The organism is Bradyrhizobium sp. (assembly GCF_027451485.1).
GTDB lineage: Bacteria > Pseudomonadota > Alphaproteobacteria > Rhizobiales > Xanthobacteraceae > Bradyrhizobium.
Genome location: NZ_DAIDJE010000015.1, coordinates 1 through 15418 on the forward strand (window position 1 = coordinate 1; position 15418 = coordinate 15418).

A 15418-nucleotide genomic window follows, 5' to 3' on the forward strand; every position below is an offset into this window, starting at 1 on the left:
GTTGCCGATCGGCTGCGCGCGATGTTGCGGCCTGAGGATTTCGTGGCTCGGTTTGGCGGTGATGAATTCGTCGTATTCCAGCAGAACATCAGGTTGCCTGACGAGGCTGCCGCGCTGGCGCGCCGCATCGTCGATCACCTGAGCGAGCGCTACAAGATCGACAACCATCTGGTGGAAATCGGCGCCAGCATCGGCATCGCCATGACTTCCGGGGGCAGCGCCGATACGCTTCTGAAGAATGCGGACATGGCGCTTTACCGCGCCAAGGCGGACGGCCGTGGCACCTTCTGCTTCTTCCGAGATGAAATGGCGCAAGTCGTCGAGGCCCGGCGCATTCTCGAACTCGATCTGCGCAAGGCGCTGGCAAACGAGGAGTTTGAGCTGTTCTACCAGCCGCTGGTCAATCTGAAGAGCGGCAAGATATCGACCTGCGAAGCACTGTTGCGCTGGAACCATCCGCTTCGAGGTACGGTCTCTCCGGTCGACATCATTCCAGTTGCCGAAGACATGGGTCTGATTGTCGATCTCGGCCGCTGGATCCTGCGCAAGGCCTGCCAGGAATGTATGCAGTGGCCGGATGCCGTCAGCGTCGCGGTCAACTTCTCACCGCAGCAGTTTCATCAGCGTGATCTCCTGAGCGAGGTTCGCTATGCGCTCGACGTCTCGGGCTTGCCGGCGCACCGCCTCGAGATCGAGATCACGGAATCCTCCTTGCTGCGCAATACGCAGTTGATCAACGAGCTGCTCGCGCAACTGCGTGAGCTCGGCGTGCGCATTTCGCTGGATGATTTCGGCACCGGCTACTCGAGCCTTAGCTACCTGCACAACTTCCCGCTGCAAAAGGTGAAGATCGACCGTTCGTTCCTGGAAGGGATCGACAGCGACCGTCCGCTTCGGCTGTTGCGGGGCGTCGCACGCCTGAGCGCGGACCTTGGCATGTCGGTCGTGGTCGAAGGCATCGAGACCAACGAGCAGCTCGAACTCATCAATGCCGACGGTACGGTGAGCGAGGCCCAGGGTTATCTCTTCAGCCGGCCCGTTCCGGGGCCGCGGATTCTGCAACTGCTGAACGCCTCGCACGGCCGCTGGCCGGAAGATTTTCTTTCTTCCCGCTCGATTGCCTGAGGCCCGCGCGCCGCGTTCGATCTCTTCGTCGAGCTGACTATTCTCTCCGGAAAATTCCCCGCCGGACGGAATTTTGTTGCGTCGGGCGGTTAACCGTAACGTCTCGAATGCTTTGCAATTTCTTCAAGGAACTATTAATCTTTTCTTCTCGTAGAAGTTGTTTGCGGTTGAGGAATATCAGATGCAGCCAGGGGCCGAACCGCGCACGTTACCCGTTGAGCGCGGAGCGGCGCTATTGGATCGGGTCGAATACAGGCTCGCCGAGACACCTGAAGATAAGGATTTAGTCTACTCCCTGCGCTACAAAGCGTATCTGCATGCTGGACTGATTTTGCCGTCAGAGTCCGGACAGGTGTGTGATCGTTACGATGACGCGCCCAATTCGTGGATTTTCGGAATTTATCTTGACGGCGAGCTCTGCAGTTCTTTGCGCATTCACCTGCTGACGTCCGAGTGGCGGATGTCTTACTCGACCGAGTTGTATGGCGACATTCTCCATAGCCGGCTTGATCGCGGTGAAGTTTTTATCGACCCCGCACGTTTGGCTGCGGATCCGGAAAAAGCCCGGCTGTTTCCGGAACTTCCCTACGTGACGCTGCGATTGGCCTATCTGGCGTGCGATTATTTCAATGCTGATACCGGGCTCGCGATGGTGCGTCCCGATCACCAGCCGTTTTATCGGCGGGTCTTTCTACACGAGCCGATCGGCGAGCCTCGGGCATTTCCGGGCTGGCATACCATGAAGACATCCTTGATGGCGTCGGATTTCCGGAAGCTTCGCGAACGGGTCCTGGCGCGTTTTCCCATTATGCAGTCAACCCATTTCGAGCGGCAGATGCTCTTCCAGCGTCCTCGCGAGCAGCCGCCTTTGGCGCTCGACCTGCCGGAGTTTCTGCCGAGCCAGGTCTCTCTCTAATCAGCCGGTCGAGAGGTGTTGGGCGCACCCCTCCGCGCTAATCCACCTGATTGGCTGCCTTCCGGAGAGGCGAACGGCCTCTCGGCGCCGGCCGCCTTTGGCGGCCATGGCCATGGCCATGCCGGCAGATTACCGGCCAAATCACAGCCTATGCTCTTGAAAAGTCGGTATATTCCACCCATCGGCCTTGCCTTCACCCTCGTGCCACATTTACAACTCATTAACCATGCCGGTCGCTTTTCGCCGACGTGGGGCATTTGAACGGGTCCGGCAACAACCCATCAAGGTTGACGGAACGTTCGCTTAACCATCGACCTGTAGACCGGATAGAAGTTGAAAACGTGAGCGTGGAGGCTCCGGAATGAAACACCCTATGCGTATCCTCCAGGGTTTGAAGCTGGCCGCAGCCCTTGCGGTGGCGCTATCGATGGGCGCCTGCGCGAAAAATCCGCTGACCGACGGGGCAATGGCGAGCGCAGCGACGCCGGGCAGCCAGCAGGATTTCGTCGTCAATGTCGGCGACCGCGTCTTTTTTGACAGCGACCAGACAGACCTGTCTCCGCAGGCGATCGCGACCCTGGAAAAGCAGGCGCAGTGGTTGCAGGCCTATCCTCGCTACACCTTCACCATCGAGGGCCACGCCGACGAACGCGGCACCCGCGAATATAACATCGCGCTCGGCGCGCGCCGCGCCCAGTCGGTGCGAACCTTCCTCGCCTCGCGCGGCATCGACCCGTCGCGGATGCGCACCATCTCCTATGGCAAGGAGCGTCCCGTTGCGGTTTGCAATGACATATCCTGCTGGTCGCAGAATCGCCGCGCCGTCACGGTGCTGAACGCGAGCTCGTAAGGCGCGCACGATTGGCGAGATCATTTCGCCGGCGCCGCTCTTTTTGGAGCGGCGCCGGTAATGCTTTGGGCGGATGTCGCGTGATTTGTCTCAGTCACATTTTTGGCGTACTCCCTCCCTCAATCTGATCTGTCATCACCGCCTGTCAGGCCCAAATGTCATTCGGGATTTATAAAACCATCCGCGCTGCTGCGTTGGCCGCGGCGCTTGGATCGTGCGCCTTCGCGTGGCATGCGCCGGCGTTTGCGCAATCTGAGGACGCCGATCCGGAAGTCCGGATCGAGCAGCTGGAAAATCAGTTGCGGCAGCTCACCGGCCAGAACGAGGAACTGCAACATCGCAACCGTCAACTCGAGGAGCGCCTGAACGCGCTTCAGGGCGGAGCTCAGCTTCCGGGACAGTCCGGCGCAGCCCCGGCGGCCAATGCGGCTGCTTTGCCGCCAGTGGCCGGCTATCAACAGCCAGCGGCAGGAGGAGGGTATCAATCCCCGTCCAGTGGGTATCAGCCCCCGTCCGGTGGGTATCAACAGCCGCCGCCCGGCGGCTATCAGACGCAGGTTGCCGCTCCGGCACCTATCGTTCAGGAACCGGCAGGGCCGTCGCCGGGCGGACGGCGCGGAGATGCATTTGATCCGACCCAGAACCCGAATGCGCCCGGTGTCCCGCGCGCGCTCGGTGGCGGGCAAATGCCGATTTCTCCCGGGGTGCCGATCGGTGCGCCCGGCGGGCGAGGGGCCGGCGAACCGCTCGACCTCGCAAATACCGGCGGGGCTCGCGCCGGGACGCTGCCGCCTTCGCGCAATCTCAACGGCAGCGGCGCGCTGACCACCTTGCCACCCTCGGCGACGCCGAGGGACGAGTTCGATCTTGGCGTCGGCTATATCGAGCGCAAGGACTATGCGCTGGCGGCGGAAACAATGCGCAATTTCACACGAAAGTATCCGAGCGATCCGTTGGTCGCCGACGCCCAGTTCTGGCTGGGCGAGAGCTTTTTCCAACGCCAGAGCTATCGTGAGGCCGCCGAAGCCTTTCTGTCGGTAACGACCAAGTACGATCGCTCAGCGAAAGCGCCGGACGCCCTGCTGCGCTTGGGACAGTCCCTCGCGGCCTTGAAGGAGAAGGAAGCGGCCTGCGCCGCTTTCGGCGAGGTGAAGCGGAAATATCCGCACTCAGCCGCCAATATCAGGCAGGCCGTCGAACGTGAGCAGAAGCGGACGAAGTGCTAGACTTGAAAGGGCGGGCCAAGGTCCAGCCAGGACCTTCCCACCAGGGGAGTGGATTTTTGACATTCGCAGGTCGTCTCGCCGCGGATCCGTCGAGCGAATGAAAAATTCCAAGCGTCACCGCAGGCCTATATTTCTGATGATCCTTTATTTTAACATTCGCAAGGTGCGCTCCGAAAAAGGATGCGAATGTTTGGGGTAGGACCACCAGAGCTCCGATTACAAAGCCAGCACGATATCGCGGCGACCTCTGATGCGAAGGTCGGAATCAAAAGAGCTCTGGCAACCTGTTGATTTCCGAGTAGCGGCCTTGGATTCGAAGTTTGACCTTGCAGCGACACTGAGTAGGACCTTCAAATTCGCCGCACTAGCCGGTGGTGACATGTCTGACGACAATCGCTCGCCGATCTCGGCGCGCCAGGCCAATGCGCTTTTTGCGGACTGGAAGCACGCGCCGGGATTGGTTCTCGCTGTTTCGGGGGGGCCGGATTCCGTCGCACTGATGTGGCTAGTGGCGCGCTGGCGCACGTCGCTGGCGCGCGGCCCGCGCCTTCTGGCGGCGACGGTCGATCACGGCTTGCGGCCGGAGGCCGCGCGCGAGGCGCGCGAGGTCAAGCGTCTGGCGCGTGATCTCGGCATACCTCATCGCACGATGCGCTGGACCGGCGAGAAACCGGCGTCCGGGGTGCCGGCAGCGGCGCGGGCGGCACGCTATCGCCTGCTCGCGGGCCTCGCGCGCCAAACCGGCGCCAGCCATGTCCTTACCGCCCATACCCGTGATGATCAGGCGGAGACGCTGCTGATGCGGCTGTTGCGCGGCAGCGGCATCGGCGGGCTTGCCGCAATGGCACGCGAGAGCGAACGTGAAGGCGTGCTGATTGCCCGGCCGTTTCTCAACGTTGCCAAATCGCAGCTCATCGCGACGTTGCAAAAAGCCGGGATTGGTTATGCCGACGATCCCACCAACCGCGACGTTCGATTTACCCGCCCGCGCATCCGCGCGGTAATCGAGCAGCTGCGCGCCGAAGGCGGCGATGCACGCAATTTGGCGAGGCTGGCCTCGCGGCTGGCGAGGGCCAACGCGGCAATTGAAATTCTGGCCGATGGTGCCGCGCGCTATCTCGCACTGAAAGACCAGTTGATCGGGGCCCCGACGGCTGCAAGCGATGCCACGCGCAATGCAGACTTTGAGGCGGCCGCTTTTGCAGGACTTCCCGAGGAAATCCGGCTGCGTTTATTGCTGCGTGCCATCGATCGGGTCGGCCATGAGGGTCCGGCGGAACTCGGCAAGGCGGAGGCTTTGCTGGCCGCGCTGGACAGCGCCCTGCAAAAATCTGCGAAAAGCAAGTCCGCGCCGGCCGCCGCGCGTCAGCCGAAGCTGAAGCAGACGCTCGGAGGGGCGATTGTCAGCCTCGCCGGGGGCCGAATCGTCATCTCGGCGGCTCCGCCGCGGCGACGCCAGGGAGGTTGATGCGGGCCGGGTGGTTTTCCGGCCTTAACCACCCCTGAAATCACCCTATTTTCAGGACATGATTTGAACCGTAATAGTCCGGAATAGGCTAAATAGTCCGCCGTAGTTCCCTTGGCAGCGACGGGCCCCGCACCTAGATTAGCCGGCAGGCGCGCTGAGGGGATTCTCTCGCGCTTGCCCCAGGGGAAGAAGGCCGCGATCCGCGCGACCACGAAGGAAAATCAATGAACGCCAATCTGCGCAATTTCGCCCTCTGGGTCATTATTGTTCTGCTGCTATTGGCCTTGTTCACGCTTTTCCAGAATCCTGGTCAGCGCGCCGCCTCGCAGGACATCTCCTTTTCGCAGCTGTTGACCGAGGTCGACCAAGGCCATGTCCGTGACGTGGTGATCCAGGGACCGGAGATTCACGGCACCTTTACCAACGGCTCGAGCTTCCAGACCTATGCGCCGAACGATCCGACGCTGGTCTCGCGTTTGTACAACGGCAAGGTTTCCATAACGGCCAAGCCGCCCGGCGACAACGTGCCGTGGTTTGTTTCGCTGCTCGTCTCGTGGCTGCCCTTCATCGCGCTGATCGGCGTCTGGATCTTCCTGTCACGGCAGATGCAGGGCGGCGCCGGCAAGGCGATGGGCTTTGGCAAGTCCCGCGCCAAGATGCTGACCGAAGCGCATGGCCGCGTCACGTTCGAGGACGTCGCCGGCGTCGATGAAGCCAAGCAGGATTTGCAGGAGATCGTCGAATTCCTGCGCGATCCCGGCAAGTACCAGCGGCTCGGCGGGCGAATTCCGCGCGGCGTGTTGCTGGTCGGTCCTCCCGGCACCGGCAAGACGCTGATCGCGCGTGCCGTCGCCGGTGAAGCCAACGTACCTTTCTTCACGATTTCCGGCTCGGACTTTGTCGAGATGTTCGTCGGCGTCGGCGCCAGCCGCGTCCGCGACATGTTCGAGCAGGCGAAGAAGAATGCGCCCTGCATCATCTTCATCGACGAAATCGATGCGGTCGGCCGCCATCGCGGCGCCGGTCTCGGCGGCGGCAACGACGAGCGCGAGCAGACGCTGAACCAGTTGCTGGTCGAGATGGACGGCTTCGAGGCCAATGAGGGCGTGATCCTGATTGCAGCCACCAACCGTCCCGACGTGCTCGATCCGGCGCTGCTGCGGCCCGGCCGCTTCGACCGTCAGGTCGTGGTGCCCAATCCGGACGTCGTCGGCCGCGAGCAGATCCTCAAGGTTCACGTCCGCAAGGTGCCGCTCGCACCCGATATCAACCTCAAGACCATCGCCCGCGGCACGCCCGGTTTCTCCGGTGCCGACCTGATGAATCTCGTCAACGAGGCGGCGCTGACCGCGGCGCGTCGCAACAAGCGCATGGTGACGCAGGCCGAGTTCGAAGAGGCCAAGGACAAGGTCATGATGGGCGCCGAGCGCAAGTCGCTGGTCATGACCGAGGAAGAGAAACTATTGACCGCCTATCACGAAGGCGGCCACGCGATCGTCGGCCTCAACGTCACCGCCACCGATCCGATTCACAAGGCGACCATCATTCCGCGCGGCCGTGCGCTCGGCATGGTGATGCAGCTGCCGGAGCGCGACAAGCTGTCGATGTCGCTGGAGCAGATGACCTCGCGCCTTGCCATCATGATGGGCGGGCGCGTCGCGGAGGAACTGGTGTTCGGACGCGAAAAAGTGACATCCGGAGCGGCCTCGGACATCGAGCAGGCCACGCGGCTTGCGCGCATGATGGTCACCCGCTGGGGCCTCTCCGAAGAGCTCGGCACAGTGTCCTATGGCGAGAACCAGGACGAGGTATTCCTCGGAATGTCGGTCTCGCGTACGCAGAATGCTTCCGAGGCGACGGTGCAGAAGATCGACAGTGAGATCAAGCGCCTGGTCGAGGAAGGCTATCAGCACGCGACCAAGATTCTGACCGAGAAGCGCGCCGATCTGGAAGCGCTCGCCAAGGGCCTTCTGGAATACGAGACGCTCACCGGCGACGAGATTCAGGATCTGCTCAAGGGCAAGAAGCCGAACCGCGAGTCGGTGCTTGAACCAACGACGCCACGCGCCTCCGCGGTGCCGCCCGCCGGCAAGCCGCGTCCGCGGCCTGACCCCGATCCCGGGCTGGAGCCGCAGCCGCAGGCATAGCCGCTCGCAAGCCAGAACGATCACCGCAAAAGCCCGGCCTCGCGCCGGGCTTTTCTTTGCGCCAGGGCTGCCGATGGTGACGCTTCGGTCTGCACGGGCGCTGATGCGCGGGTACGCGAGGCCGGCGCCCTGGCGGGTGATCGCCTGAGTGAGGCTGGTCCGGTGCACAACCCGGGTCTCTTAAGATTTCGGCAAGGCAGCCGGCCTAATGCTTGTGGGTAACGCCTTCCCGCTGCGCCCGGACCCGCATGGCCACGTTGACTTCCGATATCACCATGCCGGCAGCGAAGAACGCGATCCCGCCCGCGCTCCTGATCGGCTGTCTTGTGCTGTGCGTCCTCAACGCGGCGATGCTGCAAAAGGCGTTCACCTCCCACTTGTGGATATTCGATGAAAACGGGCTCGGCATCCCGACCGATTTCATCAATGTGTGGTCCGCTGGCCGTCTCGTGCTCGACGGCCATCCGGCGCTCGCCTACGACTGGGACATCCAGAAACAGCTGCAGGTCGCAGTTCTCGGCCAGAGCTATCCGGGCAACTTTGCCTGGCACTATCCGCCGCCGTTTCTGTTCATCGCTGCGGCGCTTGCGCATTTTCCGTACGCGATTGCCTTTGCCGGCTGGGCCGCGACAAGCTTTCTGCCCTATCTCGCAGCGATGCGAGCGATCGTCGGGCGCTCCTGCGGCCTGCTGCTCGCGGCCGCTTTCCCGGTGGTGTTCACCAATACGCTGGTCGGGCAGAACGGATTTTTGACTGCATCGCTGATCGGCAGCACACTTGTGCTGATGCCGCGCTGGCCGGTCCTTTCCGGCATCTGCCTCGGACTTTTGAGCTACAAGCCGCAATATGGCTTGCTGTTTCCGCTGGTACTGATCGCAGCCTCGCAATGGCGTGTGTTTCTTACGGCCGGTGCGATCACTTTATTGATGGCAGGGCTGTCCTGGCTCGCATTCGGCACCGAAAGCTGGCAGGCCTTCGTGCACTGGATGCCGATGTTCAATCAGGCCTTCCTGGTCGAAGGGCGCGCGCCATGGGGCAAGCTGCAAAGCATCTTCGGGTTGACCCATTATTTCGGCGGTCCGGAATCACTAGCCTGGACCTTGCAGTCGATCATGAGCGCTGCGGTCGCTGTGCTGCTCACATTGCTGTGGCGCCGCCGCGACATCCGGTATGAGTTGAAAGCTGCGGCGCTCGCGGCGGGTGCGTTGCTTGTGACGCCTTACCTCTTTCTCTACGACGAAATGGTGCTGGCCATTGCGGTGGCGTTTCTCGTTCGCGTCGGATTGGAGGAAGGTTTTGAGCGGCACGAACTGCCGGCGCTCGGGTTGGTCGCCGCCCTATTCATAATCTTCCCGTTCCTCGGTGCGCCGACCGGCTTTGCGGCTTCACTCGTCGTCGCCGCGCTCATCGGCCATCGCCTGGGATTATCTTGGCGGCGGGAAGGGACGCAGCCTGTTGCGGCTGCGAGCGCTCCAGCGCGACAATTCTAAAGCGCTTGTCATTTTCTCTGAATTATTGTTCACTTCTTGAAGCGGCAGCTTCTGACCGCCAAGAACTGAATTCGCACCACGACGCCGTCAGGCTCGTCTGCGCAGGGAACGGGAAACGCAAGAGATGGTCTATCGGCGGACCCACCAGGTTGTGAAACGTCTGGCTGCGCGCCGCAGCGCCATTCTGGCGGCGGCGCGCAACGCGGCAGCCGAAGGGGGCATGGCGGCGGTACAAATCGCGCCCATCGCGGTCCGCGCCAATGTCGCCGCCGGGACGGTCTACCGCTATTTCCCGTCCAAGGCCGACCTGATTTCGGAACTGATTGCCGAGGTCTCACGCGATGAATTGTCAGCGATCCGGCGTGCGGCGGACTCTGCGCCCGGGCCGTCGTCGGCGTTGGCCGCTGCCGTGACCACCGTCGCCGTGCACACGTTGTCGCAGCGAAAACTGGCCTGGGGCATCCTGGCCGAGCCTGTCGACGTCGATGTGACGGCGTCGCGCCTGGCAAGTCGGCGCGCCGTGGTCGATGAAATCGCAAGTCGCATCGACGCGGCGGTCCGTGCCGGTCATTTGCCGGCGCAGGACACCAATCTGGCAGCGACCGCGCTGCTCGGCGCCTTGCATGAGGCACTGGTCGGGCCGCTTGCGGCGGAAAACATGGAGGATCCGGGAAAAATGCGCGATGCGGTACAGACCGTGACGTTGCTAGCCTTGCGCGCCGTCGGCGTGATGGATGCGCGCGCGCGCGGCCTTGTGGTGCAGGCGGCGCTTCCTGCGATGGCTAGGGCTGGGGCATAGGCGCCGGCGGCTATAGTGTTCCCATTCTGAACTCCGCATCACCCGGGGAGCCTCGTTTCGTGCTCCCGAACCGAAAAGACACTGGCTTCAGGCCGTCGCGCGAAAGAATGCTGCGTCATGGTTTGACATAGAGGCTCTCGTGCGAGCCAACATACTGTTCCTTCCAGCCTCGTTCGTCGACGAGAAAGTGCCGCAACACGTCATGCACTTTCGGCCAGAGCACCGCATCGATCTTGTATTTTTCGATCACCATATCCCAGGCGTTCTCGTCGATGTCCCATTTGACCAACTTGAAATAATCGCGCAGCAGAGAGTCCGGATATGCCGTCGCCGCCCGGCCGTCGATAAATATCGGCACGGTGCCATGCGTGCGGAAAATCAGCGGGCCGCCGACGTTCCAGTGATTGAGAAGTCGCGCTTGCGAAAGGTTCGCTTGCAGGTACTGCGCGTCTTGCTCGGAAAGCAGGTCATCCGAGAGTCCGAGTGCCGGCCGAACATGCATGAACGTCAACGGCAGCACGCACAGCCCGACAATACCGGCCGTCCAAAATGATTTTTGCAGCTCGCCAATATTCAGCTTTCCGGGCAACAGCCGGTCGACGTGACGTGCGAAGGCAACGGTCGAGAACAGAAAAAAGAACGCCATGTATCTGAACTGATGAAACCCCAGCACCAAGAACAGCCAGGTCAACAGCCGCGTTTCCAGCGGTACGGAACTGGAGCCCGCATAGCGGAGTTCGAGTGCCAAGAACACCAGGATATAGATGATGCCGGGGATGCAGCCGGGCAGCGTCATGTTCCGGGAATAGGGCTGCCACTCGGTGATCTTCCCCTGCACGAAGTGACCCAGTGTCGCCGTCACGCCGTCGTAGATATGAAGGCCGAGCGGATTGACGAGGACGGCCGCGAGGCAGGCCGCGCCCGTGAGACCATAGATCCTGAACTCCATCCAATTCCGTCGAAGCAGTGCGACGCCGCCAAAGAGCCCGATAATGAAAAAGCCGAGCACGAAGCCGCCGTGCAGATTGGCCCAAAGCATCATCATCGCGGGCAGCAGAAAGCGGCGCGTTTTCTTCAGACAATGCACGTAGAAAATCACGCTGAACACCATGGTCGCGGTGTTCGGCGACGCCGCCAGATAGATATTGGGAGGCGTTGCAAACGTTGGGTAAAGCAGGCAGGTGGCGAAGACGGCGATACAAGCCGCAAGCGCCGATGCACCGCTGCTCAGGCAGGCGGACGCCAGATAGGCGACGATCACCGCGCCGCATCCGACGGTGACCAGCGTGAGACCGCTAAAGCCGGCGTACTGAACGACGATGCTGGCAATCAGATCCCAGAGCCAGGAAAGATTGTACCACTCCCTGTCGCCGAGAGTGAACGCCCACGGATCCTGGAAGGGAATACTGCCACGCTGCCTGATCAGGTCGCCTGCGGCGAGGTGCCATCCCAGATCGTAGTGGCCAAGCAGGAGCGGTGCGTTCGAGAGGTAATAGATGCTCGTGAAGGTGATCAGGAAGATGTAAATGCCGGACGTATGAAAGGACGTCCCGCTCGTCTTTCTCTCTCGATCAAACCCAGCTCCGCTCCAGGTCTCCAGCGCGTACATCAGCGGTCCTCTGACGATCGAAGCAAGCTTCGCTATTGGCCCTGCATGCTCCTGGGATTGCATGGTGAAATGCAAATATCGGATGTTTTAGGATGATCGATCTAAGCTTGAGTAAAGGCCGGAGCGGGATTTCGAGCGCCGTCACCGAACATGCCTTCTGGTTAACAATTGCTAGCGCGGAACCCGCGCAGTCGGTTGTGCCGCTATGGCGCCTCGAACAATTTTGCCGCATTAAAGAGTGAGACTAAGGTCATGTTTCACCTCCAGCCTGTGGAGCTTTTACATGACGACTACATCGGGATCCGCCAAATGGCAGGGCGGCATCAAGGACGGCAAGGGCGCGATTTCGACCAGGAGTGGCGCTCTCAAAGACTATCCCTACGGCTTTGCCAGCCGCTTCGAGGGTCAACCGGGCTCTAACCCGGAGGAACTGATCGGCGCTGCGCACGCCGCCTGCTTCACCATGGCGCTGTCGCTGATCCTGGGCGAAGCCAAACTCACCGCCGAACAGATGGAAACCAGGGCGGACGTCACGATCGAAAAGGTCGGCGACGGCTTTGCCATCACCTCGGTGCATCTTTCGCTCCAGGCCAGGATTCCCGGCACCGATAACGCGAAATTCCAGGAGCTTGCCGAGAAGGCCAAGGCCGGCTGTCCCGTCTCGAAGCTTCTGAACACCAAAATTTCGCTCGAAGCCAAGCTCGTCTAGCGAGCTTCTGCCGTTTATTCACATGTCGGCGTCTTCGTCCGGACCGACGGAGGCGATGCGGACCATGTTGGTGGTGCCCGGTGAGCGCAGTGGCACGCCGGCCACGATGATGACGCGTTGTCCCGCGCGCGCAAAACCGTCGCGAAAGGCGATGCTGCCCGCGCGGCTTACCATGTCATCGAGATCATGGGCGTCCTCGGCGACCACGCAATGAACGCCCCATACGGCCGACAGCTTTCGTCCCGTGACGAGGTTCGGTGTGATCGCAACCACCGGCGGCTTCGGGCGTTCGCGTGCCACCCGCAGTGCCGTCGAGCCTGAACTGGTCCAGCAGATGATCGCGGAAAGATCGAGCGTCTCGGCGATTTGCCGTGCCGCATCGGCAATGGCGTCGCCCACCGTCGGCTCGGGTTCGGCGCGCTGCGCATTGACAACGCCGCGATAGGTGGGATCGCGTTCGACTTCCTCGCCGATCCGGTTCATGGTCGAGACAGCTTCGACCGGATATTTGCCGGCCGCCGATTCCGCCGACAGCATAATCGCGTCGGCGCCTTCGTAGACGGCGGTTGCGACGTCGGAGACTTCCGCGCGCGTCGGCACCGGCGACTGGATCATCGACTCCAGCATCTGGGTTGCGACCACCACCGGCTTTCCCGCGCGTCTCGCCAGCCGCGTCATCTGCTTTTGCAAGCTCGGCACGCGTTCCAGTGGCAGTTCGACGCCGAGATCGCCTCGCGCCACCATCAACGCATCGGAGGCCTCTACGATCTCGGCCAGCCGGTCGATCGCCTGTGGCTTTTCGATCTTGGCCATTACAGCGGCGCGGCCACGAATGAGTTTCTTGGCTTCGACGACGTCCTCGGCACGCTGCACGAAAGAGAGTGCGATCCAGTCGATCCCGGTCACCAGAGCTGCTTCGAGGTCGGCGCGGTCTTTCGGCGTCATGGCAGAGACCGGCAGGTCCGTGTCGGGCAGGCTGACGCCTTTGCGGTCCGACATCTTGCCGCCGATCACGACCCGCGTTACCGCTCGTTCGGGCGAGGTCTCCTCAGCGATCAGCCGTACCTTGCCGTCGTCAAGCAGCAGCGCGTGTCCGGGCTTAAGCGCGGCGAGAATTTCCGGGTGGGGCAGGTGGACGCGGGTGTTGTCGCCCGGCGCCTTGTCGGAATCCAGCGTAAAACTCTGCCCGTTGTTGAGCTGCATTGTGCCTTCGGCGAAGGAGCCGAGACGCAGTTTCGGACCTTGCAGATCGACCAGAATTCCGATCGGGCGGCCATAGCTGCTTTCGACGTTGCGAATGGTCTTGACCAGTTCCCGCATCTTGTCATGCGGGGTGTGGCTCATGTTGATGCGGAAAACATCGGCACCTGCCTCGAACAGCTTCCTGATGACGGCACCGTCGGAGGAGGCTGGGCCAAGCGTTGCAACGATCTTGATCCGGCGCAGCCGCCTCATGGTTTGGTCCCTGGCGCTGGGCGGGGCGGCAGACCCGTGCCAGGGGCTATTCCGCCCGGCGAACCGGAGATGCCCGGAATATTTCCGGCGCCGTTCGGACCGATCGTGCCGGGAATACCGGGCACGCGCTGCGCCGGCTGCTGCTCATTGGAATCGGTGAGCTGCACCGTCCACGCGCGCTGTTCGCCGGTATCGACCTCAAAGAAACCGGTGCGGTCGAAGCCCCGCGCCAGGCAATTATCCGCACCGCGGATCGTGAACTCCTTGTCGCGCGAGCACATGAAAGCATGTCCCGACCATTCGCCGCCGCGATCGTAGTCGATGGCATAGATATAATAGTAGCGCGCAATCAGCGTGCCGCGCAGCAGCGTCTCGCAACTTCGCGAAGATACATTCCACCAGCCTTCGGTAGTCCAGCCTTCCGCATCCTTGTAGCCGAGCGCGATGCCGACACGGCTTGACGTGTTGTTGCAGAGACGGAAGTCAGCCGCCGCCGGTCCATTCCACAGGCAGGCCGCAACAAAGAGCAGAGCCGGTATCAAGGCCGCGCCAAGGTGCCTGGCAGTTTGGGGCGGGGAAAGCGAATCTCTCGGGATCATTACGGCCAAGCTATATCAAGATATTGACGATTTCGCGTGGGACCCGCCGGCGGTCAAGCGCAAATTCGCGTGGGCTCTTGGCCGGGCAGGCTGTTCAAGGTCCTGAAAAACCTGGAGCAATCGTTGCGGTGCGATGTGGAAAATCATTTGGCGATTTCCTACCTGATGTTCGAGTACGATCCTCAATGGTGTTACAAGGGAATAAGGACGGAACCGGTCATGACGATCGACGACAAAACAAGAACCGAACTCGAGGCGGCCGCCTTTCGGCGGCTCGTGCAGCACTTGCGCTCGCGCACCGACGTTCAGAACATCGATCTGATGAATCTGGCGGGGTTCTGCCGCAACTGTCTGTCCAACTGGCTCAAGGAAGAGGCCGACGCCAAGGGCGTTGCGATGAGCAAGGACGAGAGCCGCGAGGCGGTCTACGGCATGCCGTACGAGACCTGGAAAGAAAGATTCCAGGGAACAGCAACGCCCGAGCAACTCGAGGCAATGGCTAAAGTCAACCCGCGACATTGACGGGTTGCCGATAAGTGCCCTCTGTGAGCGAATCCGGTGTCTTCCTGTGGGCGCGCTGTGGATGAACGAGTATGTCGCCTTGACGTAAGCAGCCTCATTCTTGAGGGTCATTTGGCGACATGCGCCTCGCGATCAACGTGCGGCGCTTTATTTTTCAGCCTCGACGCCAGTCCACTTCAGGAGTATCCCGATGGCCACCTCTGCCGCCGCCGTCAAAGATGATGAATCCCCCGCGACGCGGTTTGCCAAGGATCAACTCAAGGCCATCATCGAACGCATCGAGCGGCTGGAGGAGGAGAAGAAGACGATCTCCGACGACATCCGCGACGTCTATGCGGAAGCCAAGGGCAACGGCTTCGATGTCAAGGCCTTGCGCACCATCATTCGCATGCGCAAGCAGGACGCGAACGAGCGGGCCGAACAGGAAACGATCCTCGAAACCTATATGCAGGCACTGGGAATGCTGTAGGGCGTGTCGCCTCGCGGGCCGCAGATTGGACTTG

14 protein-coding genes are annotated in these 15418 nt (G+C 61.7%); 11 read left to right on the plus strand and 3 right to left on the minus strand.

The annotated features are described in order from the left end of the window. From NEZ08_RS02260 to NEZ08_RS02295, 8 genes are all read left to right on the plus strand, one after another. Window positions 1-1125, plus strand: a 1125-nt coding sequence (locus tag NEZ08_RS02260) for a bifunctional diguanylate cyclase/phosphodiesterase (protein WP_298102824.1), incomplete at its 5' end; no start/stop codon positions are given. Window positions 1126-1306: 181 nt separating this feature from the next. Next, window positions 1307-2041 (plus strand): hypothetical protein, encoded by a 735-nt coding sequence (locus NEZ08_RS02265; RefSeq protein ID WP_298102829.1) that lies wholly within the window; start codon window positions 1307-1309, stop codon window positions 2039-2041. Window positions 2042-2402: 361 nt separating this feature from the next. Then, a complete protein-coding gene (gene pal / locus NEZ08_RS02270; RefSeq protein WP_298102832.1) occupies window positions 2403-2891 on the plus strand; it encodes a peptidoglycan-associated lipoprotein Pal in 489 nt (162 codons plus the stop codon). A gap of 155 nt (window positions 2892-3046) precedes the next feature. Continuing rightward, window positions 3047-4117 carry a tol-pal system protein YbgF gene (gene ybgF / locus NEZ08_RS02275; RefSeq protein WP_298102835.1) on the plus strand — a complete coding sequence of 357 codons (1071 nt, stop codon included), beginning with the start codon at window positions 3047-3049 and terminating at the stop codon, window positions 4115-4117. Between the two features lie 379 nt (window positions 4118-4496). Continuing rightward, window positions 4497-5585 carry a tRNA lysidine(34) synthetase TilS gene (gene tilS / locus NEZ08_RS02280; protein WP_298102838.1) on the plus strand — a complete coding sequence of 363 codons (1089 nt, stop codon included), beginning with the start codon at window positions 4497-4499 and terminating at the stop codon, window positions 5583-5585. Window positions 5586-5809: 224 nt separating this feature from the next. Continuing rightward, window positions 5810-7732, plus strand: a complete 1923-nt coding sequence (gene ftsH / locus NEZ08_RS02285; protein WP_298102841.1) for an ATP-dependent zinc metalloprotease FtsH — start codon at window positions 5810-5812, stop codon at window positions 7730-7732. A gap of 248 nt (window positions 7733-7980) precedes the next feature. After that, the gene (locus NEZ08_RS02290) at window positions 7981-9222 is read left to right on the plus strand and encodes a glycosyltransferase family 87 protein (RefSeq protein ID WP_298102844.1); all 1242 of its coding nucleotides are present in this window, start codon (window positions 7981-7983) and stop codon (window positions 9220-9222) included. A gap of 124 nt (window positions 9223-9346) precedes the next feature. Continuing rightward, window positions 9347-10021 (plus strand): helix-turn-helix domain-containing protein, encoded by a 675-nt coding sequence (locus tag NEZ08_RS02295; RefSeq protein WP_298102847.1) that lies wholly within the window; start codon window positions 9347-9349, stop codon window positions 10019-10021. 115 nt (window positions 10022-10136) lie between these two features. Here the strand turns inward: NEZ08_RS02295 and NEZ08_RS02300 are convergent, their stop codons facing one another. Beyond that, complete coding sequence (locus NEZ08_RS02300) at window positions 10137-11630, minus strand: hypothetical protein (RefSeq protein WP_298102849.1); 1494 nt, start codon at window positions 11628-11630, stop codon at window positions 10137-10139. Window positions 11631-11913: 283 nt separating this feature from the next. Between NEZ08_RS02300 and NEZ08_RS02305 the strand changes: the two genes are divergently transcribed. Then, window positions 11914-12339 carry an OsmC family protein gene (locus NEZ08_RS02305; RefSeq protein WP_298102851.1) on the plus strand — a complete coding sequence of 142 codons (426 nt, stop codon included), beginning with the start codon at window positions 11914-11916 and terminating at the stop codon, window positions 12337-12339. An 18-nt stretch (window positions 12340-12357) separates the two neighbouring features. On the opposite strand, the gene pyk is transcribed toward NEZ08_RS02305, so the two are convergent. Further along, window positions 12358-13794, minus strand: a complete 1437-nt coding sequence (gene pyk, locus NEZ08_RS02310) for a pyruvate kinase (protein WP_298102855.1) — start codon at window positions 13792-13794, stop codon at window positions 12358-12360. Beyond that, window positions 13791-14393 carry a DUF1036 domain-containing protein gene (locus NEZ08_RS02315; protein WP_298102858.1) on the minus strand — a complete coding sequence of 201 codons (603 nt, stop codon included), beginning with the start codon at window positions 14391-14393 and terminating at the stop codon, window positions 13791-13793. Before NEZ08_RS02315 ends, pyk begins: the two co-directional genes overlap by 4 nt. Before the next feature lie 219 nt (window positions 14394-14612). Here NEZ08_RS02315 and NEZ08_RS02320 point away from each other — a divergent pair, with 219 nt between their 5' ends. Together NEZ08_RS02320 and NEZ08_RS02325 are read left to right on the plus strand one after the other, a co-directional pair. Continuing rightward, a complete protein-coding gene (locus NEZ08_RS02320) occupies window positions 14613-14915 on the plus strand; it encodes a DUF1244 domain-containing protein (protein ID WP_298102860.1) in 303 nt (100 codons plus the stop codon). 190 nt (window positions 14916-15105) lie between these two features. After that, window positions 15106-15384, plus strand: a complete 279-nt coding sequence (locus tag NEZ08_RS02325) for a DUF2312 domain-containing protein (protein ID WP_298102863.1) — start codon at window positions 15106-15108, stop codon at window positions 15382-15384. Window positions 15385-15418: the final 34 nt, after the last annotated feature.

What these genes read in the sequence shown, in the direction of transcription:
- ftsH (WP_298102841.1), top strand. Translation starts at nt 5,810, where the DNA reads ATGAACGCCAATCTGCGCAATTTCGCCCTCTGGGTCATTATTGTTCTG.
- NEZ08_RS02295 (WP_298102847.1), top strand. Translation starts at nt 9,347, where the DNA reads ATGGTCTATCGGCGGACCCACCAGGTTGTGAAACGTCTGGCTGCGCGC.
- pal (WP_298102832.1), top strand. Translation starts at nt 2,403, where the DNA reads ATGAAACACCCTATGCGTATCCTCCAGGGTTTGAAGCTGGCCGCAGCC.
- NEZ08_RS02300 (WP_298102849.1), bottom strand. Translation starts at nt 11,630, where the DNA reads ATGTACGCGCTGGAGACCTGGAGCGGAGCTGGGTTTGATCGAGAGAGA.
- NEZ08_RS02305 (WP_298102851.1), top strand. Translation starts at nt 11,914, where the DNA reads ATGACGACTACATCGGGATCCGCCAAATGGCAGGGCGGCATCAAGGAC.
- NEZ08_RS02315 (WP_298102858.1), bottom strand. Translation starts at nt 14,393, where the DNA reads ATGATCCCGAGAGATTCGCTTTCCCCGCCCCAAACTGCCAGGCACCTT.
- NEZ08_RS02325 (WP_298102863.1), top strand. Translation starts at nt 15,106, where the DNA reads ATGGCCACCTCTGCCGCCGCCGTCAAAGATGATGAATCCCCCGCGACG.
- NEZ08_RS02265 (WP_298102829.1), top strand. Translation starts at nt 1,307, where the DNA reads ATGCAGCCAGGGGCCGAACCGCGCACGTTACCCGTTGAGCGCGGAGCG.
- NEZ08_RS02320 (WP_298102860.1), top strand. Translation starts at nt 14,613, where the DNA reads ATGACGATCGACGACAAAACAAGAACCGAACTCGAGGCGGCCGCCTTT.
- pyk (WP_298102855.1), bottom strand. Translation starts at nt 13,794, where the DNA reads ATGAGGCGGCTGCGCCGGATCAAGATCGTTGCAACGCTTGGCCCAGCC.
- tilS (WP_298102838.1), top strand. Translation starts at nt 4,497, where the DNA reads ATGTCTGACGACAATCGCTCGCCGATCTCGGCGCGCCAGGCCAATGCG.
- NEZ08_RS02290 (WP_298102844.1), top strand. Translation starts at nt 7,981, where the DNA reads ATGGCCACGTTGACTTCCGATATCACCATGCCGGCAGCGAAGAACGCG.
- ybgF (WP_298102835.1), top strand. Translation starts at nt 3,047, where the DNA reads ATGTCATTCGGGATTTATAAAACCATCCGCGCTGCTGCGTTGGCCGCG.